General features: G+C 71.0%; 22 protein-coding genes. 11 read left to right on the plus strand and 11 right to left on the minus strand.

What is annotated here, in order from left to right:
- Window positions 1–8: 8 nt before the first annotated feature.
- Window positions 9–2,111 carry a heparinase II/III domain-containing protein gene (locus ABEA33_RS01955; RefSeq protein WP_345524854.1) on the minus strand — a complete coding sequence of 701 codons (2,103 nt, stop codon included), beginning with the start codon at window positions 2,109–2,111 and terminating at the stop codon, window positions 9–11.
- Window positions 2,112–2,223: 112 nt separating this feature from the next.
- Between ABEA33_RS01955 and ABEA33_RS01960 the strand changes: the two genes are divergently transcribed.
- Entirely contained in the window at window positions 2,224–2,760 is a 537-nt protein-coding gene (locus ABEA33_RS01960; protein ID WP_345524855.1) for a gamma carbonic anhydrase family protein, read from the plus strand.
- 142 nt (window positions 2,761–2,902) lie between these two features.
- Here the strand turns inward: ABEA33_RS01960 and ABEA33_RS01965 are convergent, their stop codons facing one another.
- Window positions 2,903–3,250 (minus strand): hypothetical protein, encoded by a 348-nt coding sequence (locus ABEA33_RS01965; RefSeq protein WP_345524856.1) that lies wholly within the window; start codon window positions 3,248–3,250, stop codon window positions 2,903–2,905.
- A 119-nt stretch (window positions 3,251–3,369) separates the two neighbouring features.
- Here ABEA33_RS01965 and ABEA33_RS01970 point away from each other — a divergent pair, with 119 nt between their 5' ends.
- Both ABEA33_RS01970 and ABEA33_RS01975 read left to right on the plus strand, forming a co-directional pair.
- Window positions 3,370–4,248 (plus strand): AAA family ATPase, encoded by an 879-nt coding sequence (locus ABEA33_RS01970; protein ID WP_345524857.1) that lies wholly within the window; start codon window positions 3,370–3,372, stop codon window positions 4,246–4,248.
- On the plus strand, window positions 4,245–5,624 hold the full coding sequence (locus ABEA33_RS01975; RefSeq protein WP_345524858.1) for a vWA domain-containing protein: 1,380 nt from the start codon (window positions 4,245–4,247) through the stop codon (window positions 5,622–5,624). The genes ABEA33_RS01970 and ABEA33_RS01975 overlap by 4 nt, the downstream gene beginning before the upstream one ends.
- 36 nt (window positions 5,625–5,660) lie before the next feature.
- Here ABEA33_RS01975 and ABEA33_RS01980 read toward each other — a convergent pair whose 3' ends face one another.
- Window positions 5,661–6,698 (minus strand): aldo/keto reductase, encoded by a 1,038-nt coding sequence (locus tag ABEA33_RS01980; protein ID WP_345524859.1) that lies wholly within the window; start codon window positions 6,696–6,698, stop codon window positions 5,661–5,663.
- A 76-nt stretch (window positions 6,699–6,774) separates the two neighbouring features.
- On the opposite strand from ABEA33_RS01980, the gene ABEA33_RS01985 reads away from it, so the two are divergent.
- Window positions 6,775–7,317 (plus strand): TetR/AcrR family transcriptional regulator, encoded by a 543-nt coding sequence (locus ABEA33_RS01985; protein WP_345524860.1) that lies wholly within the window; start codon window positions 6,775–6,777, stop codon window positions 7,315–7,317.
- Between the two features lie 17 nt (window positions 7,318–7,334).
- Here the strand turns inward: ABEA33_RS01985 and ABEA33_RS01990 are convergent, their stop codons facing one another.
- The 4 genes from ABEA33_RS01990 to ABEA33_RS02005 form a co-directional block, all read right to left on the minus strand.
- Complete coding sequence (locus tag ABEA33_RS01990; RefSeq protein WP_345524861.1) at window positions 7,335–8,717, minus strand: hypothetical protein; 1,383 nt, start codon at window positions 8,715–8,717, stop codon at window positions 7,335–7,337.
- Window positions 8,714–9,013 (minus strand): hypothetical protein, encoded by a 300-nt coding sequence (locus ABEA33_RS01995; protein WP_345524862.1) that lies wholly within the window; start codon window positions 9,011–9,013, stop codon window positions 8,714–8,716. Before ABEA33_RS01995 ends, ABEA33_RS01990 begins: the two co-directional genes overlap by 4 nt.
- A gap of 72 nt (window positions 9,014–9,085) precedes the next feature.
- Window positions 9,086–10,270 (minus strand): pyridoxal phosphate-dependent aminotransferase, encoded by a 1,185-nt coding sequence (locus ABEA33_RS02000; protein ID WP_345524863.1) that lies wholly within the window; start codon window positions 10,268–10,270, stop codon window positions 9,086–9,088.
- 131 nt (window positions 10,271–10,401) lie between these two features.
- Window positions 10,402–11,868 (minus strand): FAD-binding protein, encoded by a 1,467-nt coding sequence (locus ABEA33_RS02005; protein ID WP_345524864.1) that lies wholly within the window; start codon window positions 11,866–11,868, stop codon window positions 10,402–10,404.
- A gap of 34 nt (window positions 11,869–11,902) precedes the next feature.
- Here ABEA33_RS02005 and ABEA33_RS02010 point away from each other — a divergent pair, with 34 nt between their 5' ends.
- Window positions 11,903–12,934: a redoxin domain-containing protein gene (locus ABEA33_RS02010; RefSeq protein ID WP_345524865.1), complete on the plus strand. Its 1,032-nt coding sequence runs from the start codon at window positions 11,903–11,905 to the stop codon at window positions 12,932–12,934.
- 76 nt (window positions 12,935–13,010) lie between these two features.
- Window positions 13,011–14,522: a potassium/proton antiporter gene (locus ABEA33_RS02015; RefSeq protein WP_345524866.1), complete on the plus strand. Its 1,512-nt coding sequence runs from the start codon at window positions 13,011–13,013 to the stop codon at window positions 14,520–14,522.
- 3 nt (window positions 14,523–14,525) lie between these two features.
- Here the strand turns inward: ABEA33_RS02015 and ABEA33_RS02020 are convergent, their stop codons facing one another.
- The 3 genes from ABEA33_RS02020 to ABEA33_RS02030 all read right to left on the minus strand — a co-directional run bounded on the left by ABEA33_RS02020 (window position 14,526) and on the right by ABEA33_RS02030 (window position 15,591).
- Window positions 14,526–15,029 (minus strand): LytR C-terminal domain-containing protein, encoded by a 504-nt coding sequence (locus tag ABEA33_RS02020; protein ID WP_345524868.1) that lies wholly within the window; start codon window positions 15,027–15,029, stop codon window positions 14,526–14,528.
- A complete protein-coding gene (locus ABEA33_RS02025) occupies window positions 15,029–15,325 on the minus strand; it encodes a type II toxin-antitoxin system VapB family antitoxin (RefSeq protein WP_345524869.1) in 297 nt (98 codons plus the stop codon). The genes ABEA33_RS02020 and ABEA33_RS02025 overlap by 1 nt, the downstream gene beginning before the upstream one ends.
- A 92-nt stretch (window positions 15,326–15,417) precedes the next feature.
- Complete coding sequence (locus ABEA33_RS02030) at window positions 15,418–15,591, minus strand: hypothetical protein (RefSeq protein ID WP_345524870.1); 174 nt, start codon at window positions 15,589–15,591, stop codon at window positions 15,418–15,420.
- A gap of 175 nt (window positions 15,592–15,766) precedes the next feature.
- On the opposite strand from ABEA33_RS02030, the gene ABEA33_RS02035 reads away from it, so the two are divergent.
- The gene (locus ABEA33_RS02035; protein ID WP_345524872.1) at window positions 15,767–16,216 is read left to right on the plus strand and encodes a nuclear transport factor 2 family protein; all 450 of its coding nucleotides are present in this window, start codon (window positions 15,767–15,769) and stop codon (window positions 16,214–16,216) included.
- Window positions 16,217–16,411: 195 nt separating this feature from the next.
- On the opposite strand, the gene eccCa is transcribed toward ABEA33_RS02035, so the two are convergent.
- Window positions 16,412–20,392 carry a type VII secretion protein EccCa gene (eccCa, locus tag ABEA33_RS02040; RefSeq protein ID WP_345524874.1) on the minus strand — a complete coding sequence of 1,327 codons (3,981 nt, stop codon included), beginning with the start codon at window positions 20,390–20,392 and terminating at the stop codon, window positions 16,412–16,414.
- A 135-nt stretch (window positions 20,393–20,527) separates the two neighbouring features.
- On the opposite strand from eccCa, the gene ABEA33_RS02045 reads away from it, so the two are divergent.
- The 4 genes from ABEA33_RS02045 (at window position 20,528) to eccD (ending at window position 24,121) form a co-directional block, all read left to right on the plus strand.
- Window positions 20,528–21,901 (plus strand): ubiquitin family protein, encoded by a 1,374-nt coding sequence (locus ABEA33_RS02045; RefSeq protein ID WP_345524875.1) that lies wholly within the window; start codon window positions 20,528–20,530, stop codon window positions 21,899–21,901.
- 142 nt (window positions 21,902–22,043) lie between these two features.
- On the plus strand, window positions 22,044–22,361 hold the full coding sequence (locus tag ABEA33_RS02050) for a WXG100 family type VII secretion target (protein WP_345524876.1): 318 nt from the start codon (window positions 22,044–22,046) through the stop codon (window positions 22,359–22,361).
- Window positions 22,362–22,397: 36 nt separating this feature from the next.
- A complete protein-coding gene (locus tag ABEA33_RS02055; protein WP_345524877.1) occupies window positions 22,398–22,694 on the plus strand; it encodes a WXG100 family type VII secretion target in 297 nt (98 codons plus the stop codon).
- Window positions 22,695–22,771: 77 nt separating this feature from the next.
- Window positions 22,772–24,121: a type VII secretion integral membrane protein EccD gene (gene eccD, locus ABEA33_RS02060; protein WP_345524878.1), complete on the plus strand. Its 1,350-nt coding sequence runs from the start codon at window positions 22,772–22,774 to the stop codon at window positions 24,119–24,121.
- Window positions 24,122–24,130: the final 9 nt, after the last annotated feature.

The following is a 24,130-nucleotide window of genomic DNA, read 5'->3' on the forward strand; positions in this document are numbered from 1 at the left end:
CCGTCGGGTCAGCGCCCCGACTTCACGACGACGGTCTGCGCCGCCGTCCGCGAGGGCCGCACACTGCCACTGCCTTCGTACGCCGTGCGCAGCCGGTAGCGCCCGGCGCTCAGCTGCGGGAGGCGGAGCGAGACCTGGCCGTGCCGCAGGCGGGCGCTGCGCTTCCGCCCACCGATCGCCACGGACACTCGCCCCGTCGCGGTCTGGCCGGTCGCCGTGGAGACCTTCACGAGGACCTCGAGAGGCTTGCCGACCCGGATGCGAGCCGCCTTCCGGATAGTCGCCGAGGTCGTCGAGGGGCTCCGCTCGAGCCGCACCGACGACGTAGAGCCCGTAAAGGTCACGCGGTGCACGCGACGTCCGATCCGCACGTCGGCCGCGCCGCCCTTCTGGTCCAGCCGCGACCAGAGCACCTGGACGTCGGCCGGCCGGACACCGCTGCGCCGCGGCACGATGATCGCGGTCATCCGAGCCTGGAGGACCGAGGTCCGGGCGACCAGGGTGGGAGCGGGGACGAACTCGTTCACGTGCGGACTGCGCCACCCGAGGAGCGGGGAGGTCTGCCCGACCGCGAGCGAGAGGCGAGGACAGCCGCCGATCCAGAGGAAGGTCGAGTTGGAGCCGGGACCGCTCGTGTCGGCCCGACCGCAGGACGACGCGGTGACCCGGCGGTCCGCGCCGAGATGCCAGCGCTGGAGCACGGGTCGCTTGACCAGCTGGTTGACCCGGTCGTCGACGACCAACATCTCGGGCTGCTTCACGTGCACCATCGTGCGGCGCCAGCTCGCGTACTGGAGCGCGGTGCTGTCGACCGTCACGAGGTCGGCGGCCGGAGTGGTGGTCGCGGCGACGAGCGGTGTGGAGACCGTCGGGTCGTACGCCGCGCCCGCGATGTCGACCGTGTTGTGGGCCTGGTTGCTGAGGACGTAGCGCCGCTCGGGTCCGCCGGCGCCGCCCCACAGGCCTGGCTGCCAGAGGACCTGGTTGCCGTAGGCGTAGTAGCCGAGTGCGCCGCTGTCCTCGTGGCCGTGGACCGCCGTCGACTTCGGTGCACCGAAGCGGATCGAGGCCAGTGACTGTCGCGAGGCGGGCTGGGTGTCGAACCAGCCCGACCGCGAGAACGCGTAACCGCGTTGGTAGACCGCGAAGGTGCGGTCCGGCTTGGGCCCAGAACGGCCTTCCGACATCGCGTACTCGGCTCCGGTGCCGGGGATGCTGACGCCACGGTCGATCGCGGAGCTGTCACCCCAGGCGACCAGGTTGCCGTCGGGCTGGGTTGCCTGAGCAAGGAACTCGGGCATCAGGTCGACGCGATCGAGCTTCTGGATGCGGGGGAGGCCACAGCGGCGAAGACGTTCGGCGAGCTGGAGGTACCAGCTGTGGTTGCTCGCCTGGTACTCGACGGAACCCTCGTTGGTGACACCCTCCTCATCGACGGCGTACTCCAACATGGTCGTGGCCCGTCGTACGGCGAGGTCGCGCCATGGAGCCACGGCTCGCGAGCACCCGAGGGCCAGGAGGCCGAGGTTCTGGTAGAGGCCGTGGTTGCTGATGCTGGCGAAGCGGTCCGGGTCGGACAGCATCTCCGCGTGCGTCTCGATCGCGTCCACCAGCCACTGCGGCTCGTCGGGAAGTGCGGCCGCGAGGCAGACCAGGGCGATGGCTCGGAAGCCGTCCGCCATGTCGTACCAGGCGAACTTCGACCGCGGAGCTTCGACCGGGTTGTCGTCGACCCAGTCGTGGATGATCGACTGGTAGCGGTCCAGCATCGCCTGGTTGCCCGTGGCCAGTCCGACCCGGCGCAGTGGGTCGGCCCAGTGCAGCAGGTTGAGCTGGAAGACCCAGTTGTTGTCCGAGAACGGGTCCTCGGTCCACTGCAGGTCGTCGGGCAGCTGCCAGGCGGAGAAGTTCGCGAGCGTCATCCGGCTGGCCATCAGGTCGTCGGCGACCTCCTGGTCGCGCGAGGTCGCCGTGAAGCCGTCACCGGTGCACTGAGGGTCGGACCGGACGGGAGCCGCGGCGGCCGCGGTCGCCGAGCCCGACGCGGTCAGCTCGACCGACGGCAGCGCGAGGCAGAGCAGCGTCGCGAGTGCGACGATTCCCCAACGCACGATGTTCCCCCCGTGATGTGCACGCCCGGGAACGACCTCCCCCGAGACAGTGCTGGGACTCTAACCCCGGACTCGCCGAAGCGACGGATTTCCGAGGGTGTGGAATGTCCGCATGCCACTGTTCGAGTTCGAGGGCAAGCGCCCCACCGTCCACCCCGATGCCTTCATCGCGCCGACCGCGACGCTGATCGGCGACGTGACCGTCGAGAGGGGCGCGAGCATCTGGTACGGCGCGGTGCTCCGCGCCGACATCTGCACGATCGTGATCGGCGAGGGCGCCAACATCCAGGACAACTCGGTCCTGCACGCGGCGTCCGGCACCAGCCTGGTCGTCGGCGCCAACGCCACGGTCGGCCACGGCTGCATCGTGCACTGCGCCGAGGTCGGGGAGCAGGCGCTGATCGGCAACGGGTCGACGCTGCTCGACGGCGCGAAGATCGGCGCCCGCACCCTGGTCGCCGCCGGCTCCGTCGTCACGCCCGGCACCGAGATCCCGGGCGGCATGGTCGCGGCCGGCATCCCGGCCAAGCCGACGAAGCCGATCGAGGGCACCTCGTCGGAGCTCTGGATCGAGCAGAACCCGCCGTACTACCAGGAGCTCGCGCAGCGGCACCGCGTCGGAGCGCCCGAGGTGAAGGACCCGTCCTGACCGTCCGGGTCGAGGTCGACGGTCCGGTCGCCACCGTCGTCGTCGACCGGCCCGAGGCGCGCAACGCCGTCTAGGTCCTCGCCCGAGACGTCATACGAGTCGTGGTCTCTGGGCCACATTTCGTATGACGTCCCGCGGATCGTCAGTGCGACCCGGGCGGATCGTCCAGGCACAGGGCGACCACGCTCCCGACCCGGGCCAGCGCGAAGAGGTCGCGTTCGTAGGCGACCAGCCGCAGCCGGCCGTCGGGCCGGCGCACCAGAGCCGAGACCGGGGTGGCGTCATCGAAGCCGGTGGTCGAGCAGTCGTGGCGGTCGATCAGGCGCTGCACCTGACCGGACGGCCGACCGGTCGCCGCGAACGAACCGCCGCCCCCGTCGTACGCCGGAGTCCAGAGCCCGGACAGTACGACGAGGGACAGCGAGCCCGTTCGTAACACGAGGAGTGCCGCTCGCAGCCTGCGCGTCGGCATCGGGAGCCGGTGGGGCATCGGAACCTCCTCGTACGGTGCCTCCCGCGTCCTCCCCCCAGAGCGGACGCGGTCCTCCCACTCGGTCAACGACGCACTCTGCCCTGGGGTACGGCCCGGGGGTGCGGAAGGATGGGGACATGCCGCAGCCGAGCTCCTGGTTCTCCTCGCCCGCCGACGCCGCCACCCGGTTGGCGGAGGCCGGCTACCTCGCCGATGCGACGACCGCGACCACGGCGTACCTCGCCGGTGCGCTGGAGAAGCCGCTCCTCGTCGAGGGTCCGGCGGGAGTCGGCAAGACCGAGCTGGCCAAGGCGGTCGCGAAGGTGACGAACGCCGAGCTGGTGCGGCTGCAGTGCTACGAGGGACTCGACGAGGCGCGAGCGCTCTACGAGTGGAACTACAAGAAGCAGCTGCTGCGCATCCAGTCGTCGCAGGGCTCCGACCAGGAGTGGTCGGCGACGCACGACGACATCTTCACGGACGAGTTCCTGCTGACCCGGCCGCTGCTCACCGCCATCCGGCGCGAGGAGCTGACGGTGCTGCTGATCGACGAGGTCGACAAGACCGACGTCGAGGTCGAGGGGCTCCTGCTGGAGGTGCTGTCCGACTTCCAGGTGACGATCCCGGAGCTGGGCACGGTCTCCGCCGTACGCCGGCCCTTCGTGGTGCTCACGTCCAACGCGACCCGCGAGCTGTCGGAGGCCGTGAAGCGACGTTGCCTCTACCTGCACCTCGACTATCCGGACGCCGAGCGCGAGCGCGAGATCGTCACCTCGCAGGTGCCCGACCTCGAGGAGCGCGTCGCCGTACGCCTGGTCGAGACGATCTCGCGGCTGCGCGAGCTCGAGCTCAAGAAGGCGCCGTCGATCGCGGAGTCCGTCGACTGGGCGCGCACCCTGGTCGCACTGGAGATCGGCGAGCTGGACGAGAAGGCGATCGCCGACACGCTGGGCGTGGTGCTCAAGCACGCGTCCGACCAGGCGAAGGCCGTCAAGGAGCTCCGACTCCGGTCATGATTTCTGGACTCGTCGATCGTCACATCTCCTTCCTGGAGGCGCTGCGAGCCGCCGGGCTGTCGGTGTCGCTCGCCGAGGACCTCGACGCGATCGCCGCCCTGCAGGCACTGGACTGGGACGACCGGTCCGTCGTGCAGACGGCGTACGCCGCGACCCTGGTCAAGAAGCAGACCCAGCGGCCGACCTTCGACGCGCTCTTCGACGTCTACTTCCCGCGGATGGTGGGCGACGGTGTGGCGGGTCAGCGCGACGACGAGGACCCGACCGACAGCGCGGTCCGCGACAACGCCGAGGCGCTGGCGGCCTTCCGAGACGCCCTGGCCGATGCCCTCGCCGAGGGCGACCAGCAGGCGATGCTCGAGCTCGCCGCGGAGATGATCGCCCGGTTCGGCGCGATGCCGGGCCGTGGCCCGGGACTGTCGTCGTGGTCGGCGTACACGGCGATGCAGCGGGTCGCGCCCTCCGAGTTGGTCGACAGGATCGTCCAGGCGCTGATGGCCGAAGGCCGCCTCGACGACGAGGCGCGCCGCGAGGCTGGTCGCCGGGTGGGCGGCTTCACCGCGATGGTCGAGGCCGACGCCCGGCGCCGGATCGCGGAGGAGAAGGGGCCCGAGCACGTCGCCAACGTCGCGATCAAGCCCTCGATCGACCGGCTCGACTTCACCGCCGCCCGTCGATCCGACCTCGAGCAGATGCGCCGAGAGATCTACCCGCTCGCGCGCCGTCTCGCCACCCGGCTGACCCAGGAGCACCATGCGAAGCGACGGGGACCGCTCGACTTCCGGCGTACCGTCCGGGCCTCGATGTCCACGGGCGGCGTACCCCTCACCACCCACCACAAGCCGAAGCGGCCGCACCGCACCGAGCTCGTCGTGCTCTGCGACGTCAGCGGCTCGGTGGCTAACTTCGCGCAGTTCACGCTGCTGCTCGTCTATGCCCTGCGCGACCAGTTCGAGAAGGTCCGTGCGTTCACGTTCATCGACCACGTGCACGAGGTCACCGAGCACTTCGTGCCCGGCGCCGACCCCGCCGACGTACTCACCGAGCTCGCCGCCGCCACCTCGCACGCGGCGCTGTGGGGCCGCACCAACTACGGCCGGGCACTGCTGAAGTTCGAGGAGAACCACGGCGACGCGCTCGGCCCCAAGTCGTCGTTGCTGATCCTCGGCGATGCGCGCTCCAACTACAGCGACCTCAACCTCGACGTGCTCAAGCGGCTGGCCGGCGAGGCCCGGCACGCGTGGTGGCTCAACCCCGAGCACCGGCGGCACTGGGACACCGGTGACTCCGCGGCGACGAAGTACGGCGAGGTCGTGCCGATGGTGGAGTGCCGCAACCTCACCCAGCTCGGGGAGTTCGTGCACGACATCCTGTGAGGGCGAGGTCCGAGGACGGGCTCGCCGAGCACGCGTTCACGCGGGAGCGATGCCCATCTTCTTGGAGATGCGTGCGAGTTCTGTCTCGTCCGAGGCACCCTGGAAGTCGTAGCGGGGCGTGTACGGCGCTTCGAGGGACTCGATCTCGTCGGCCGTGAGCTCGAGGTCGAGCGATGCCACGGCGTCCTCGATCTGGGAAGGCTTGGTTGCGCCGACCAGTGGTGCGGTGACGACAGGGCTCGAACGGAGCCAGGCAAGCGCGACCTGGGCCTTGCTCACCCCGTGGTGGGAGGCGACGACGCCGACGGCCTCGATGATGGCCCGGTCGGACGCCTCTTGGGTGTAGAGCATGTCGGCGTACGCGGCGTCGTTGCTGGAGGACCTGTCGGTGACGGCGCCGTTGGCACGGGCGAGGCGGCCGCGAGCCAGCGGGCTCCACGGGATCGTGCCGATGCCTTCGTCGGTGCACAGCGGGAGCATCTCGCGCTCCTCCTCGCGGGCCAGGAGGTTGTAGTGGTTCTGCATCGAAACGAACCGCGCCCAGCCGTGGTGGCGCTGGAGGTGCAGCGCCTTGCTGAACTCCCACGCGTGCATCGACGACGCTCCCAGGTAGCGGACCTTGCCGGCCTTGACGAGGTCGTGCAGCGCTTCGAGGGTCTCCTCGAGCGGCGTCGAGGTGTCCATGCGGTGGATCTGGTAGAGGTCGATGTAGTCGGTGCGGAGGCGGGCCAGGCTGTGGTCGACCTCGGTCATGATCGCCTTCCGCGACAATCCCTTGCCGTTCGGGCCGGGGCGCATCGGGTGGCGCAGCTTGGTGGCGATGACGACGTCGTCGCGGTCGGCGAAGTCCGTCAGTGCACGTCCGAGAATCTCCTCGCTCGAGCCTTGGGAGTACATGTTGGCGGTGTCGAAGAAGTTGATACCGGCGTCCAGGGCCTGCTTGATGAGCGGTCGGCTCTCGGCTTCGTTCAGCGACCACACCGGGTGGCCGCGATCGGGCTCGCCGTACGTCATCGCCCCGATGGCGATGGGCGAGACATCGAGTCCGGTGGTGCCGAGCTTGATGTAGTGCATGGTGGTCCCTTAGCGTAGGTGGAGAAGTCTCCAGTTACAGTAGTGGAGAACTCTCCACTTATCAAGGAGGTCGTCGTTGGTCCGTTCGGATGCTCGGGAGAACCGAGCCCGCATCCTCGAGGCTGCGCGTGACGCCCTCGACGAGGACGGAACAACGTCGATGAACCAGATCGCGCAGCGCGCCGGCGTGGGTGCGGGGACGCTCTACCGGAACTTCCCGACGCGCGAGGCTCTCGTGCTCGCCGTCTACCGCCACGAGGTCGACCGGTTGGTCGACTCCGTGCCGCGACTCCTCACCGAGCTGCCTCCGGTGGACGCGCTGCGCACCTGGACGTTGGACCTGGTCGAGGCGATGCGCCGCAAGCACGGCCTGGGCGACGCTCTCACCCCCAGTGCGCACCTGTCGATCACCGAACAGACCTACGGCCCGGTCGTCGGCGCCATCTCCGATCTGTTGGACGCGGGCGAGCGGACCGGCAGCATCCGCGGTGATGTCGACCCGGGTGACTTCCTCCAGCTGACAGGTGCACTGTGGCGGGCGCCCGCGACACCAGTGGATCGAGCGCCCCGTCTGCTCGAGCTGATCCTCGACGGACTCGCGGCCCCGTCGCGGCACTGAGCTCGATCCTCCGGACGTCACCGGCGCACGATCTGGAAGAACTGGCTGGTCACCTCCGTCGCCGTTCGCCCATCTTCGAGGAAGCCCCGGTCGTGCAGACCGGCGACCTCGCGGGTCAGCGACGGGTCGGCGGAGGCATCGACCGCGGCAGCGCCGTCGATGTAGTGCCCGTAGGCGTGCTTGGCCTCGACCTCCGGGCGACCGCCGTCATCGAAGGTGACCGTCGTCTGCTCGCGGATGTCCGGGTTGTCGGCCCCGTCGAGCAGGGGTACGACGTCGCCGCGATGCTCGAGCGAGAGCACGTGGACGCCATCGGGGAAGCCGTCGAGCTGCGCGGTCGGCGACCCGGCCGTGACCACGTCGGTGATCGCGAAGCCCGTGTCCCTGCTGGCCAGTGCCGCTGCCTCCATCCCGCCGAGGGAGTGCCCGACGAGCAGCACGGGTTCGTGCCGTCCGATGCCTGCCTGCCGCATCGCGTCCAGGATGCCGCGCTGGTACGCCGTCTCCTGGCCCGCCGCCGAGCGCAGGTCGCTGCCCAGGTCGCGGACGTCGCCGTCCTGGGTCCAGGGAAGCGTGGCCAGGTCGTCGGTGCCCGGGATGTAGACGACGTGCCTCGCCCGGTCGGTGCCCGGGTCGAGCGACTGCACCTCGATTGTGCCGTTGTCGGCAGAGTCCGGGTCGGGTGACAGCCCCGCCACCTCTGACAGGTGTTCGACCAGCGCCTCGATGGAGCCCGGCTGCCGGTGGTCGGCCGGGACGCCGAGGTCCGGCCGCCGGGTCGTGACCGCCGTCCCGTCATCGTACGGCGTCGCGAGGAGCGCCGTCGCCGTGCGGTTGTCGGGCACCACGAACGGGAGGGGTGCCAGCCCCGTGAAGAGGCCGCCGCCGGCGTTGGCGGCGTGCTGCACGAAGCCGGGGTGGTGGACGATCCAGCTCTCGGCCGCGATGCCGAGCCGGTCGCGCGCGTCCGGTGGCATCGCGATCAGGCCGACGGCCGCCGCCGGCCCGACGAGTCGGACCGCGCCACCGGCGGCCAGCCCCAGCCGCCAGTCGACCACCTCCAGGGCGAGGTGGGCCGCGTCGTCGCTCGCCGCCAACATCGCCACCGCTGCCCGGACGAGCACAGCGTCGGCCTCCCAGCCGGCCGATCCGGGCAGCAGGCCGAGCGGTCCCGTGGTCGCGGCCAGCAGTGCGGCCTCGGCGAGGGCGAAGGTCGGCGGTGACAGCAGTGCCGTCGACGCGAGGTCCGGGTCCATCAGTGCCCGGAAGCCGTCGCCGGCCCACGCCCGCAGCTCGTCACCGGTCTGGTCGAAGGCTGCCGCGAGTGCGCGCACGGCGGCGTACATCGCCTCGATCCCGGCCGCGCCGCCGACGACGCCGGTGATCTCCGCCCCCGTCACAGCAGGCTCCGCAGCTTGTCTGCTGCGCCCGCGACGGCCCCACCCACAGCGGTGAGGGAGTCGACCGCGCCGGCATGTCGCTCCAGCGCATCGGCGGCCTCGTCGTGCAGGTCCGCGGTCGCCGCCAGGGTGGTCAGGCGGACCGCCAGGTGGGTGCGCATCGCCTCCGCGGATCGGCCCTGCCAGGGCACGTCGTCGGCTCGGCGCCGCAACGCGGCGCCCTCGGCCCGGATCTCCTCGGCGCGCTCGCGCATCCGTCGCGCGAGGTGTCGGATGCCGCTCGTGTCGGTGAACATGTGGTCCCCCTTCGTCGCGACCCGTCCGGGTCGCCACGGAGAGGCTCGCCGGTGCCCGGCTGTGGAGAAACCTCAGCGATCGAGGGCTGTGGAGAGCCGCTCGAGAGCGTCCTCGATCTCGCTGCCCGGGCCGGCGAAGCTGAGCCGGATGAACCGTCCGCCGTCGACGGTGTCGAAGTCGATGCCGGGGGCGACGGCGACGCCGGCGGTGCTCAACAGGTGGTGGGCGAACGCCATCGTGTCATCGGTGAGGTGGCCGACGTCGGCGTACACGTAGAACGCGCCGTCGGCCGGCGCGAGCTCGGTGATGCCGAGCCTGGGCAGCCCCTCGAGCAGGATCCGGCGGTTGTCGGCGTACCGCGCGACGTGGCCGTCGAGCTCGGCGTACGACGCGTCGTCGAAGGCAGCGAGGCAGGCGCGCTGCGCGATCACCGGCGGACAGATCGTGAAGTTGCCCGTGAGCACGTCGACCGCGCGTTGCAGCCGCTCGGGGACCAGCATCCAGCCGATCCGCCAGCCGGTCATGGAGAAGTACTTGGAGAAGCTCGAGAAGACGACCGCCTCGCGGCTGGTCTCCCAGGAGCTGCGGGCGATATGCGCTCCACCGTTCGAGAGTGGGGCGTACTCGATGCCGTGGTAGATCTCGTCGGAGATCAGCTGGATCTGCTGCTGCTCGCAGTACGCCGCGAGCGCGGCCAGCTCGCTCGGCAGCAGCATCGTGCCGGTGGGGTTGGCCGGGCTGGCGACCACGAGCCCCTTGATGTCGTCCAGCTCTGCGAGTTGCTCCACGGTCGGCTGGAAGCGGGTCTCGGGGCCGGTCGGGATCTCGACCACCTCACAGCCGAGCGCCGTGAGGACGTTGCGGTAGCAGGGGTAGCCCGGGCGGGCCATCGCCACCCGGTCGCCGACCTCGAACGCCGCCAGGAACGCCAGCAGGAAGCCACCGCTGCTCCCGGTCGTCACCACGACCTGGGCGGCTGTGACCTCGATCCCGTGCGCGCGCTTGTGGTGCCGGGCGATCGCCTCGCGGAGCTCGAGGATGCCGGCCGCCGGTGTGTAGCCCAGCGGGTCACCCGAGTCGAGCAGCCGCTTCGCCTCCTCGCGTACCGGCCCCGGCGCCCCCGTCATCGGCTGCCCGGCCAGCAGGTTGATCATGTCGCCGTGGGTGCGCTGTCGTGCCGCCGACGCCGCCAGCAGGTCCATCACGTGGAACGGCGGCACGTTGGCGCGTGACGCCACCTGGAAGCGGTCGGTCATGGAGCGAGGGTACGGCGCCTGTCCGGTGGTCGAGCTTGTCGAGACCCCCGGAGCTAAGACAGGCGGTCGGGGTGCGGGGGTCTCGACGACGCTCGGCGCTGGCGCGCCTCCCTGCTCGACCAACGGTGGGGCTACCCGAGTTGGGCAGCGGCGTGCCTTCCAGCTCTCCGCCCGAAGAACGACCCCTCACCCAGCTGGGTGCCGGAGCAGTAGCCCTTGCCGTCCTGGGCGAGGTTCGACGCGCAGGCGCCGGCGGCGTACAGGCCCGGGATCACGGATCCGTCCGCCCGCTGCGCCTCACCGTCGACCGACACCCGGATGCCCCCGAGCGTGAAGCCGGCGTAGATCGCCTTGCCGAGCCGCAGGTCGAAGACCGCCCACGGTCCGGTGCCCTGCGGCGCCAGCCACTCGGCGCCCTTGTGGAAGTCGAGGTCTTCGCCAGCGGCCGCCATCTTGTTGTAGCGCTCCAGCGTCGCCGCGACCGACCCCTCAGGCAGGGACAGCGCAGACTCGAGCTCCGCGATCGTCTCGAAGCCGTCGATCAGCGGCACCAGCGGGAACTTCGGGTACTCCACGTGCTCGCTGTCGACGATGAGGTACGCCGTGTGGTCCGACTGCTCCATCACGAACTGCGAGGTCCGCGAGTGGTAGCAGTCCTCGCTCACGAACCGCTCGCCCTGCGCGTTCACGATGAACCCGGTCATCAGGGCCGACGGCGGGTAGAACGGCGCCGTGATGAACGGCTCCTCCATGTGCTTGAGCTCGGCGCCGGCCGACGCGCCGAGGCGGATGCCGAGGCCGTCGTCGTACGTCGAGCCGAGCGTGAACGGCTTCTCCGCAAGCGAGGGCGTGTACGCCGCGACCATGTCCGGGTTCATCACGAAGCCACCGGCGGCGACTACCACGGCCGACGCGGCGATCGCGCCGTGCTCGTCGAAGGACCGCCAGCCCAGACCGACCACGGCCCCGTCGGCGGACACCACCAGGTTGGTCGCGCCGGTCTCGTAGCGGACCTCGACCCCGGCCTCCTCGACCCGCGCGCGGAGCAGGTCCATCACCATCTTGGTGCCCTCTGTGTCGCCGGGCACCGGCACTTTATGTCCCCGCGGGGCGGGCACCGCCTGCTCCCGATAAGGCCAGACCTTCTCGTTGCCGGTGAACATCAGCCCCTGGGTGCCGGGCTGGATCACCGCCTTCTCCGGGTAGTAGGAGCGCTCGAACTCGAATCCCAGCGCCTCCAGCCAGTCGAAGTGCTCGACCGACTCGTCGCAGTACACGCGGATCTTGTCGTGCTCGGGCTCCTTGGAGACGGCGACGAGGTACTTGTACATCTCGTCGGCCGAGTCCTCGTGCCCGGTCGCGACCTGCACCGCCGTGCCGCCGCCGAGGTAGAAGTGGCCGCCGGACATCGATGACGTGCCGCCGTGCACGGCCGCGCGCTCCAGCAGCAGCACGCGCGAACCGGCCCGGGCGGCCTCGAGGGCAGCGCAGCCGCCGGCGATGCCGAAGCCGACCACGACGACGTCGTATCGCTCGGCATCCTCCGGCAGAGCGGAGGCGGGGAGGACATCGGGGATCGCGGTGCCGGGTGAGCTCATGACCCAAATCTAGAACAAGTTCCAGTTGCGTGGGATGCTGTCGGGTGTGCTCACGCTCATAGACGCGGACGGACGCATGCACGAGATCCCGACCTGGGCGGGGTACGCCGAGGCCGATGCGCTCACTGCGGCCACCGGCTGGAAGCTCCGAAGCGCCGGATTGTGCAAGGACGACGTGTGCGTGCCGCTCTTCGGTCGCAACGTCACCTCGCCCGCGGACCCTGGGCTGATCGACCTCGACGCCTGGGCGGCCGCGCTGGGGCTGCTGGTCGCCCACGACGCCGACCATGACATCTCCTCGCTGATGCCGTCGGCCGGGTGGCACCGGATGGCAGCGATGTCCGGCAAGGCGCCGGCGCTCGACCTCGCCGACGTCGACGGCAACCCCCTCTCCTTCGGTGACCTCTCCGGCAGTAAGCGGGTCCTGGTCACCTGGGCGTCGTGGTGCGGCTGCCGGCACGAGCTCGGCGGCTGGCAGGCGCTCCAGGACGAGCTCGCCGATGCGGGCGTGAAGCTCTTCTCGGTCGCGCTCGACGCCGATCCGGAGGATGCCCGGCCGTGGATCGAGGCGGCGTCCCCGTCGTACCCCGTCGCGATCGACTCGGCCCACGTCACCGCCGAGCGGTTCGGGATCACCAACGTCCCGTCGGTGGTGTGGGTCGACGAGGACGACAACATCGTCAAGCCGCCCACGATCGCGCCGGGGGACAACCAGTTCGCCGAGTTCACCCAGATCGACGCGGAGCAGCACCACGACCTGCTCCGCGCCTGGGTGCGCGACGGCGTACTGCCCGAGTGCACCAGCGCCGAGGCTCCGGAGCGGACCGACGACGAGCTGCTGGCGCTGGCCCACCGGCGGATCGCAGGCCACCACCAGCGGGCCGGGCGCACCGACGCTGCCAGGCGGCAGCTGGCCGTCGCCCTGGACCTCGCGCCGTGGGACTGGACCGTACGTCGCGGGGGGATCGCGATGACCGGAGGTGACCCGTTCCTCGGTGAGGAGTTCACCTCGTTCTGGGAGAAGTGGGACGCGTCGGGCCGTCCGGGGTACACGCCGACCACCTGATGTCGGCGGCGGCGGCACCTGGCATCCGCACCGATAGACTGCGTCTCCGCCGCCCCGACGAACGCCGAGGTGACCTGTGTCTTTCGACGTCCACGAGCTCGACACGTTCGTGCTCGTGGGGTCCGCCGTCACGCTGCTGGCGATCCTCGCGGTCCGGCTCTCGTCGCGCGCCGGGCTCCCCAGCCTGCTGATCTACCTGCTGATGGGCGTTGCCCTGGGCGAGCAGGGTCTCGGCATCGAGTTCGAGGACGCCGAGCTGGCGCACGCACTGGGGTTCGCCGCACTCGCGATCATCCTCGCCGAGGGTGGTCTCACGACCAGCTGGCGCGAGATGCGGTCCTCGATCCGGCTCGGCATCTCGTTGGCGACCATCGGCGTGGCGGTGTCGGTGACGGTCGTCGCGATCGGCGCCCACTTCGTGCTCGGACTCCCGTGGGAGCTGGCCCTGCTGCTCGGCGCGGTGACCTCGCCGACCGACGCCGCGGCCGTCTTCTCGGTGCTGCGGGTCGTGCCCCTGCCCAAGAAGCTCACCGGGTCACTCGAGGCGGAGTCGGGCCTCAACGATGCGCCGACGGTCGTGCTCGTGACGCTCGTGGCCTCCGGCGCCGTCGACGAGCACGGGCCGCTGGCTCTCTTCGGCATCATCAGCTACGAGCTGGCGGCGGGCACCGCGATCGGTCTGGCCGCCGGCTTCGGCGGCGCCTGGCTGATGCGCCGAGCGGCGCTGCCGTCGTCCGGTCTCTACCCGCTGGCCGTGCTCTCGCTCGCGTTCCTGGGGTACGGCGTCGCGACGTCGATCCACGCGTCCGGGTTCGCCGCCGTCTACGTGTCGGCCCTGGTGCTCGGCAACATGGAGCTGCCGCACCGGGCGGCCACCCGCTCCTTCGCCGAAGGCGTCGCTTGGCTTGCGCAGATCGGGCTGTTCGTGATGCTCGGGCTGCTCCTCTCGCCAGGCCGGATCTCGTGGGAGACCGTCGGGCTCGCCGTGCTCGCCGGCCTCATCCTGACCTTCATCGCCCGCCCGCTCTCAGTGTTGTTCAGCGCGGTCGTGCAGCCGATGCCGTGGCGCGAGCTCGGCTTCATCTCCTGGGCCGGGCTGCGCGGCGCCGTGCCGATCGTGCTGATGACGATCCCGCTGGCCGAGGGGATCGACCAGTCGGAGCGGCTCTTCGACATCGTCTTCGTGATGGTGGTGATCTACACCCTGCTGACCGGGCCGACGCTGCCGCACGTCGCCCGCGTGCTCAAGGTGGCCCGACCCTCGGAGCCGCGCGGGCTCGAGGTCGAGGCCGCGCCCCTCGAACGCATCGCCGCCGACCTGCTCCAGGTGACCATCAGCCCGGTGTCGCAGATGCACGGCGTCGAGGTCGGCGAGCTGCGGCTCCCGCAGGGGTCGTCGGTGTCGATGGTGATCCGCGACGGCCGGACGATCATCCCCGAGCACCGCACCGTGCTGCGGCACGGCGACGACCTGCTGGTGGTCACACCTCGCAAGCTGCGGGAGAAGACCGAGGAGAGGTTGCGCCAGGTGAGTGCGCACGGGCGGCTCGCCCAGTGGCTCGGTGAGCGCGAGCGGCGTACGCACTGAGCGTCAGGTGACCGGCGGGCTGCAGATCTCGGCGTCGTCCTCGGCGACGAAGGAGCGCTGCCCCTCCGACAGGTCACGGAACCTGTCCCCGACGATGACCGTGACCCCGACGCCCGGTCCGTCGCGACGCTCGACCTTGACGTCGTCGCCGAAGTAGGTGGCGAGCAGCTGGACGTCGGGGCTCTCGGGGGTGGGGGTCCAGATCTCGACGTCGTCCACCTTGGCGGACGCCGCGTTGCCGGCCTGACCCGCGGCGAAGCCGGCGTCCTTCAGCAGCTGCATGGTCCGGCCGGCGAGGCCTTCGCGCTGGCTGGCGTTGTAGACGCTCACGGTGACCTGCTGGGGATAGACCTTGCTGCCGGCTGCGATCGGGGTGTCGACGCAGATCGGGCTGTCGACCTTGGCCGGAAGCGGCTTCATCGTGGCGTGCCAGCCCCACGCGGCCGCGATCATCAGCAGCGCGCCCAGCGCCACGAGGGTGATCGTCGTCCGCATGGCCTGGGTCATCAGCCCTCCATCGTGTGCACCCGGGCGTGCAGGATGTTGCGCTGTTGCAGGGCGGCGCGGAGCGCGCGGTGGAGCCCATCCTCCAGGTAGTACTCGCCCTGCCACTCGACGACGTGCGCGAAGAGGTCGCCGTAGAAAGTCGAGTCCTCGTCGAGGAGGGCGGCGAGCTGGAGGGTGTCCTTGGTGGTGACCAGCTGGTCGAGCCGGATCTGGCGGGGCGGCACAGCGGCCCAGCCCCGGGACGACAGCCCGTGGTCCGGGTAGGGCTTCCCGACGCCCACACGCTTGAAGATCACGTCGCGACTATAACGACGACGCCAGGGCTGGAGCGGTGCCGCCGCCGGAGCCCGCCGTCTGCAGGCGGGCTCCGGCGGTGCGGGAGTCGGGCTCAGGCCGTCCAGCGGATCGCGTCGTCGATGGTGTCGGCCAGGGCGTGTACGCCGCGCAGGTCCCTCCGCTCCACCATCAGGCTGGTGAGTGCGGCCGAGTGGCGCATCCGCAGCAGGGCGCGCTGCTCGGCAACGCGGTCGATCGGGACTTCGGGGGTGATCTGCTCGTCCATCGGTGCCTCCGGATCAGGTGTGTTGATCAGTTCGTTTGTTCGGCCGCCGGTGGAGGGGACGGCCTTCTGAGGACAAGGTTGGATCGTTCACATCGCCGGGAGGTTGACCCCGCGTTACAAGCAGGTCAAACGTTCGGCTGTGCTCGCGGGCACAACTGGAATACGTTCTAGTTTTGTGGACGACATCACCGCGATCAGCCAGCTGAAGTACCGCTATCTCCGCACCCTGGACACCAAGCAGTGGGACGAGTTCGCCGACTGCTTCATCCCCGAGACGACCGGCGACTACAACGGTCTGATCTTCGACAACCGGGACGCGCTGGTCTCCTACATGAAGGAGAACCTCGGCGAGGGCATGCTGACCATGCACCAGGTCCATCACCCCGAGATCGCGGTCGAGGGCGACACCGCGACCGCCCGGTGGTACCTCCAGGACAAGGTCATCGTCCCGGCCTTCCAGTTCATGCTCGAGGGCGCAGCCTTCTACTCCGACCGCTACGTGCGTACGCCGGAGGGCTGGCGGGTCGCCCACACCGGCTACCGCCGTACGTTCGAGGTGACCTACAACCTCGCCGACCTGCCCGGCACCAAGGTCAAGGGTCCGGGCGAGCACACCCATGTGTGAGCGAGGACGTGCCGGCGGCTGGTTGCTGGTGGTCCGGGGTGCTTGCCGTTTCATCAAGGGATGAAGGCCGACCGGCACTCCCCATGGCCTGCACGCCGTGGGGAGTGCATGTTCACCTTCATCCCTTGATGAAACGGCGGTTGGTGAGGCTGCAACAGATGAAGCGGCGATCACCGCCGCACCCACCGCCCGCACCTACAAGCTTGGCTCGCTCCACGCCATCTGCACGACCTCGACACCGCGGTCGCGCGAGATCAGGCGGCCACGGCCGGGCGGGGCGGGCTGCGGCTTCTGGTTGCCGAGCAGGAACCCCTCGTCGGGGCTGCCGGAGAGCAGGAGCCCCGGCATGGCCAGGTCGCGCAGTGACTGGATGACCGGCTCGTAGAGCGCTCGCGAGGCGCCACCCGACCTGCGCGCCACGACGACGTGCAGCCCGACGTCGCGGGCCTGCGCCAGCAGCGGAGCCAGCGCGTGCGCCGGTGAGCCCTGCTGGGTCGCGACCAGGTCGTAGTCGTCGATCAGCACGTACACCTCGGCACCTGTCCACCACGACCGGTTGCGCAGCTGCTCGGGCGTCACGTCGGGGCCGGGGATCCGGCCCTCGAGGTACGTCGCGAGGTCGGTCAGCCCCGGCTGCGCCTGGGTGACGGACGTCAGGTAGTTGAGCAGGTACTCGTCCGGCACCTCGCCGAGCAGCGAGCGCCGGTAGTCGACGACCACCAGCTGGGCCTCCGCCGGCGTACGGGTCCGCATGATCTCCCGGGCGTACGCCCGCAGCACGGCGCTCTTGCCGGACTGTCCGTCACCGAAGATCAGCAGGTGCGGCTCGGTCTCGACGTCGAGACCGATCGGGCCGAGGTCCTTCTCGTTGATCCCGAGCAGCAGCTCGCGCGGTCCTGCCGACGCTGCTCCGAGGGCGCGTACGTCGTCGAGCGCGATCCGCTCCGGCAGCAGCCGGAGCTTCGGCCCGGTCGGCCCGGTCCAGGCGGCGTTGACCTGCTTGATCAGGTTCTCGACGCCGTCGCCGAGCGTGTCGGCGTCGCCGACCCCGTCGATCCGGGGCAGCGCCGCGAGGAAGTGCAGCTTGCCCTGCACCAGCCCGCGCCCCGGTCGCCCGGCAGGCACCAGCGCGGCCACCTTGCGATCGATCTCGGAGTCCATCGGGTCGCCCAGCCGTAGCTCGAGACGGGTGCCGAAGAGGTCGCGCATCGCGGCTCGGAAGTCGGCCCAGCGCGCGGCCCCGACGACGACGTGCAGGCCGAAGGTCAGACCCCGCGTCGCGAGCTGCTGGATCTCGGCCTCGAGGTCGTCGAAGTCCGCGCGCAGGGTGCTCCAGCCGTCGACGACGAGGAACACGTCGCCGTACCCGTCGTCCGCCCGCCCGGCTGCCCGGCGGGCGCGGTAGGTCTCGATGGAGTCGATCCCGTTCGCCCGGAAGTAGGCCTCGCGGCGGTCGACGATCCCCTGCACCTCGGCGAAGATCCGGCGTACGACGTCGGGCTCGGCGCGCGTGCCCACGCCGGCTACGTGCGGCAGGTTGACGAACGGCGAGAACGTGCCACCACCGAAGTCGAGGACGAAGAACTGCGACTCCAGCGGTGTCGTCGTCAGCGACATGCTGGCGACGATCGTGCGGAGCGCGGTGCTCTTGCCGCTCCGCGGGCCGCCGACGACCGCGACATGGCCGCCGGCTCCGCTGAGGTCGATGGTGAGGGTGTCGCGGCGCTGCTCGCGCGGCCGGTCGACGGTGCCGAGCGGCACCACGAGCCCGCCGAGCCGACGCCAGTCGCCGGAGACCAGCCCGAGCCGGCCGTCGGCGGTGAGGTCGGCCATCAGGTCGTCGAGAGTGTCGGGGCGGTCCAGCGGCGGCAGCCAGACCTGGTGGGCCGGGGTCCCCTGTCCCTCCATGTGGCGTACGGCGATCGCGAAGAGCGACTCGCTGTCGCCGGCTGCGGGCTCGACGGCGACCGGCTCCACATCTGCCTCGGGCAGGTCGAGGTTCTGCACCTCCGAGATCGTGAAGGGCAGGATGCCGCGGACGTGGCCGCCCTCGTCTCGGCGTACCTGCACCTGCGTCGGCGGGCCTGAGACGTACGCCGACTTGAACCGCAGCATCGTCGACGGGTCGGGCTTGAGGTAGCCGAGGCCGGGGTCGGCGGGCAGCTCGTAGGCGTCGGGTACGCCGAGCACCGAGCGCGACTCGGTGGCGCTGAACGTGCGCAGCCCGACCCGGTAGGAGAGGTGGGACTCGAGACCCCGAAGCCGCCCCTCCTCGAGACGTTGGGAGGCGAGCAGCAGGTGCAGCCCGAGCGAGCGGCCGAGGCGGCCGATCGCGACGAAGAGGTCGATGAACTCGGGCTTCGCCGAGAGCATCTCCGAGAACTCGTCGACGACGACGAAGAGCGACGGCATCGGTGTGAGGTCCTCGCCGGACGACCGCGCCTTCTCGTAGTCGCGGATCGAGGCGAAGTTGCCCGCGTCGCGCAGCAGCTCCTGCCGGCGCACCATCTCGCCGGACAGGGCGTCCTGCATGCGGTCCACCAGCGTGAGCTCCTGCTCCAGGTTGGTGATCACCGCCGAGACGTGCGGCATCGTGGTCATGCCGGCGAACGTGGCGCCGCCCTTGAAGTCGACCAGCACCATGTTGAGCTGCTCGGGGGAGTGGGTCATCGCGAGCCCCAGCACCAGCGTGCGCAGGAACTCCGACTTGCCGGACCCGGTCGCGCCGATGACCAGACCGTGCGGGCCCATGCCCTGCTGGGCCGACTCCTTGATGTCGAGGTGCACGACCGCGCCGCCCTCGCCGAGCCCGATCGGGACGCGCAGCCGGTCGCGGGCCGGTCGCGGACGCCAGGCCCGGGCCGGGTCGAACGTGTGCACGTCGCCGAGTGCCAACAGCTCCATGAAGTCGGTCGGGGCGGCGATCTCGCCGCCGGACTCCACGGCCCCGGCGACGGTGTGCAGCGGAGTGAGCCGACGCGCGAACGCCTCGGCGGTCGCGATCGGGCAGGCGTCCGCCTTGGCCCGGATCGGCTCCTCGCGCAGCCGCAGCGCGTGGATCTGGTGCCGGCCGTGCGAGTCCTGGTGGCCGTCGTCGTCGAACTGGATGCGCAGCCGGGTGGGGTCCTCGAGCTCGTCCCACCGGGTCGGCAAGTCGATCAGGGTGACGCCGTGCAGGCCGTCGGGGGGTACGACGTGGTTGCCGGGCGGCAGCTCGCCGCCGTCGATCACGAGCAGCAGGTGGGGCGTCGCCGGCCGCTCGGCGGCACCGAACCGCGGCCGGTCGGCGAGGTCCTCCGGAAGCAGCCCCGCGAGGTCGGCCAGTGACGTGGACACCATCCGCATCGGGCCGACGGCGTCGGACTGCCGGCTGCTCTGGGCGTGGGGGAGCCACTTCACCCAGTCCCAGTGGGCGAGGTTCTGCTCCGAGCTGAGCACGGCGACGACGAGGTGCTCGGGGGCGTGGAAGGCGGTGGCCGAGCAGATCAGCGACCGCGCGAGGGAGCGGGCCGGCTCCTCGGGCCCGCAGACCTCGACCCGGTCGAAGGCGCGCAGGTCGATCGACGCCGGCAGGTCCGGCTGCAGGCGGTGTACGACGAGGAGCCGGTGCAGCGCCGAAGCCGCGGCCGGGTCGACCTGGTCGATGGGCGTGCTCTCGGGTGGCACCAGCTCGAGCGCGAGCGGCTGCGCGCAGACGCCGTACCGCGCGTGGAGGAAGCCGGGGTCGGCCGTCCCGTGCTCCCAGACGCGGGACCGCTCGTCGGCGAGGGCCGGCAGCGCGGCCGGATCGGGGTGGTGCCAGGTGAGAGCCCGACGCTGCTGGTCGGCGGCCTCACGGGCGACCTTGCGGACGTTGGCGAGGTAGCGGAGGTACTCCGTGCGGGATCCGGTCACCTGCTGCGCCCGCTGCTTACGCTGCCGGTCGAGCTGGACGATGATGAAGCCGACCGTCGCGAAGAGGAACATGCCGGCGGCGATCAGGCCGCGGCCGCCGTTGGTCTTGCCCATGGTGGCGACCAGCACGATCGACCCGAGACTGCCGAGCATCGGGATCGCGTTCATCAGCACGCCGCTGGCGCCCTCGTTGGGCTCGATCTGCGGTGGCGGCTGGAGCACGAGCTGTCCGGTCGGCATCTCCGGCGCATCCATCCGCGTGCCGCGCAGCGTCGTCGTCAACGCATTCCCTCCTGCGCTTCCCCAGTTCTAGTGGCCGAGTCCAGCGGCCGAGCCCCCGTCGGCCCAGCTGTCCACGGGGCAACTACCCCTCCTGGGCACGGTTGACGCCTCCCATGGCTGGGGAAGGTGGACGACGTGACGACGAACGCGGCCGCCGACCTGGCGTTGAGCGTGCACGGACCGGTCGGGGTGCTCGACCTGGTCGTGCCCTCCTGCGCGGCTGCCGTCGACGTCGCGGAGGTCTACGCCCGGCAGGCCGGCCTCACCACGGTCCCCGTGCTGTGCACGAGGGTGGGGGCGGTGCTGCCGCCCGACCTGCCGCTGTCGCGGGCCGGTGTCCGGCCCGGCGACGTGCTGGTCGCGACGATCGACGTCATCCCGGCGGCGGGTCGCAGACACCGGGCCGCGGAGCCGGACCCAGCGCCCCGGCGTACTGACACGGCGGCGACGGTGGTCGCCGTCGTCGCGGCCGCGTGCGCGGTGGCGGCCGGCTGGCTTGCCGCCACGTCCGGCACGGACCGTCTCCGGTTCGCCACGGTCGTCGTGCTGGTGGCGGCGAGCGTGCTCGGGGTGCTTCCGGTCGGCAGGTACGCCGGGCAACGCGCGATCGCCGCCCCTGCGTTCGCGGGCGCCGCTGCGCTCGCGATCGCGTGGGACTCGCAGGCCGAGCGGATGCCGATGATCCTCGGGCTCTGTGTGCTGGTTGCCGCACTGAGCGCCGCGGTCGCCCGGTCGCTCGGACGCGAGGCCGACGAGGCGCTCCAGGTGTGGATCGTCGCCGGCTCCCTGCTCTTCGGCCTGACGTGGCTGTGCACTCTCGCGGGTGCTCCGCCTCGGCTCACCTGGTCGCTCCTCCTGATGCTCGCCGTCCTCGCGGCCCGGGTCGTGCCCGGCCTGGTGGTCGACGTACCCGACCAGTTCCTGATCGATCTCGAGCGTCTCGCCGTCACGGCGTGGTCGGCCCGCGAGCCGACGACCGGGAAGCGTGGTCGCTCCGTCGTCCCGCGCAGCGCCGTCTCGGCCGTCGCCGGCCAGGGCACCCGCATGCTCACCGCGGCCGCCGCCGCGGTCGCCGTCGTCGCGGTCGTCTCCGCGCCGTTGCTGCTCTCCACCGCCACCCTGCGGGTGGACCGGATCGGTGCGCGCTGCCTGGTCGGCTTCGCCGGAGCGGCCCTCCTGCTGGCGGCGCGCAGCTATCGCCACCGCGGCGCAGGCGCCCTGCTACGTACGGCGGGGCTCGGCTGCTGGCTGGTGCTGCTGGTCGCGCTGCTGGGTCTGACGGGCGAGGCGGCCGTGCGTGCCTTGACGATCGGGGCCGTGCTACTGGGCGTCGCGCTGGTCATCGTGGCCGTCGCCACCGGGCGGGGGTGGCGCTCGGCATGGTGGTCGCGACGTGCCGAGGTGGCCGAGGGACTCTGCGGCGCACTGGTCGTCGCGTCCGTGGTCGTGTCGGCCGGATGGTTCCGAGACGTGTGGGAGATGGCCAGCACGTGGAACCTCGGGTCGTGAGCTGTGGATTCAGGTTTAGCCCACAAGGCCCCGGGTAATCGACGTCTGTCCGGCTCGGAAACACGGACCGAGCTGATCTTCATCACGGCACGAAATCAGTCTCGAGCGGCCTGACGCCGCCACGGGGGAAGGAGTTGGCGCTATGTCTGGCGCAGCAGAGATGGGACAGGGTGAGGGCACACTCACCCGAGCCGCCGGCCTGGTGGCCGAGGCCAAGCAGGACTTCGACAGCCTGAGCAAGACGCTGGAGGGCCAGATCGCCGGCGTACAGGGCAAGTGGGCCGGTGCCGGCGGCACCGCGTTCTTCGCACTCCACCAGGCGTGGAACGAGAAGCAGCGCGTGATCACCAACGCCCTCAACGAGTTCCAGGCGTCGCTGACGTCGACCGAGAAGGACAACGTCAACACCGACGAGGCGCAGTCCTCCAACTACAGCCGTGTCGCCGGCCGCCTCGGCTGACCGGGCACCCGGACACCGGACAAGGAAGTGAATGAGATGTCTCTCGACGGACTTCGCGTCAACCACGCCGGCCTGGACATGGCCGCCCAAGACCTGAGCGACTCGGTCAAGAAGATCGACGACCGGCTCAACCGCCTCGAGTCGGAGCTCGCTCCGCTGCGCAGCGACTGGACCGGTAACGCCCAGCAGTCCTACCAGGTCGCCAAGACCAAGTGGGACACCGCGATGCAGGAGATGCGGGACCTGCTGCAGGAGACGAGCACGACCGTGCACCAGTCGAACGCGGACTACCGCGCCGCGGACCAGCGCGGCGCCGCATCGTTCGAGATCTGACGCCACGTAGGGAAGAGGGGTCGGCGCACGGCGCCGGCCCCTTCTTCGACGGCGGCCGTGACGGGAGAGGGAGGGATATGAGCCAAGCACCTGTGGTCTCGGGCCTGGTGCGCGTGACCGTCGCGTCGGGATCTCGGCGCGTCGACCTCGTGCTCCCCGGCGCCGTCCCGGTCGCCGAGCTGGTGCCCGAGCTGGCCCGCAGCGTCGGGCTGCTCGACCCGAGCACCGTCTACGGCGGCTACCGCCTCGTCACGGCCGACGGCCGTGAGCTCGCCACCGACGCCGGCCTGGTCATCCAAGGAGTGGAGGACGGTGGCCTGATCACCGTCGCCGCCGGCGTCGACGACGACGCCCCCCGGGTGTACGACGACGTCGTGGAGGCGATGACCGACATCGTCGAGCACGACCTCCGCCCGTGGTCGCCGGCCGCGGGTCGCCGTACCGCCCTCTGGGCCGCCGGCCTCTTCATGGCGCTCGGCGCGGTGGCGCTCCTCATCCAGCGCGGCTCGCTGCTGGCCGGTGTCGCCGCGGTCGTCGTCTCCGCCGCGCTGGTCACTGGTGCGATCGTCCTCTCCCGCGCCCAGCGCGAACCCGAGGCGGCCGTCGCCGTCGCGTGGATGGGCGCCCTGTACGCCGCCGTGGCGGGCCTGATGCTTGTCACCGACAACCCGTTCTTCGGCCCACCGGTGGCCGCCGCCGGTGGTGCCGCCATGGCCGCCGGACTGGTCTGCCTCGTCGGCCTCGGCCAGGGCCGCACGCTGGTGCTCCCGACGGTGGTCGCGGGCGCCGTCTTCCTGCTCACCGGTTTGCTCATGCAGGCTGCCGACTTCGACCCCGCCGTCGTGCTGACGGTCGCGCTGGTCCTGGTCGTCATCCTCGGCAGCGTCTTCCCGTGGCTCGCGCTCGGGGCCACGAGCACGTCGGTCGATCAGCTCTACAACGTCGCCGACATCACCGCCGAGCCACGGCCCGTCGACCCGGCCCGGGTCGGGTCGGACGCCCGCATCGCCCACGAGATCCTGGTCGCCGTCTCCGCGACCGTCGGCCTCCTCCTCGTGCTGATCGCTCCGCTCGCGGTCTCGCTCGGCCTGTCCGGCGCCCTCGTCGCGGTCCTGTGCTGCGCGGTCGTGATGCTCCGGACCCGGCAGTACCGCACCGGCCCGGAGGTCCTGGTCGGTCTGGTGTCCGGCATCGTCGGCCTGCTGTCCGCAGCGGTCGCCGCGCTCTGGGTGCACCCCGACTGGCGCCCGACGATCGCGGTCGTGCTCGCTGCGTCCGGGGCGGTGCTCCTGGCGGTGACCCTGCTTCCGGCCACGCCGTCGGTACGCCGCGGCCGCCTCGGCGACGTGGCGGAGAGCGTCGCGCTGCTGGCCCTGATCCCGGTGACCGTGGTCGCGGTGGGCGTGTTCTCGGCGATCCGGGGCTAGGCCGAGGCG

The sequence above is a fragment of the Nocardioides endophyticus genome, from assembly GCF_039543845.1.
Classification (GTDB): domain Bacteria; phylum Actinomycetota; class Actinomycetes; order Propionibacteriales; family Nocardioidaceae; genus Nocardioides; species Nocardioides endophyticus.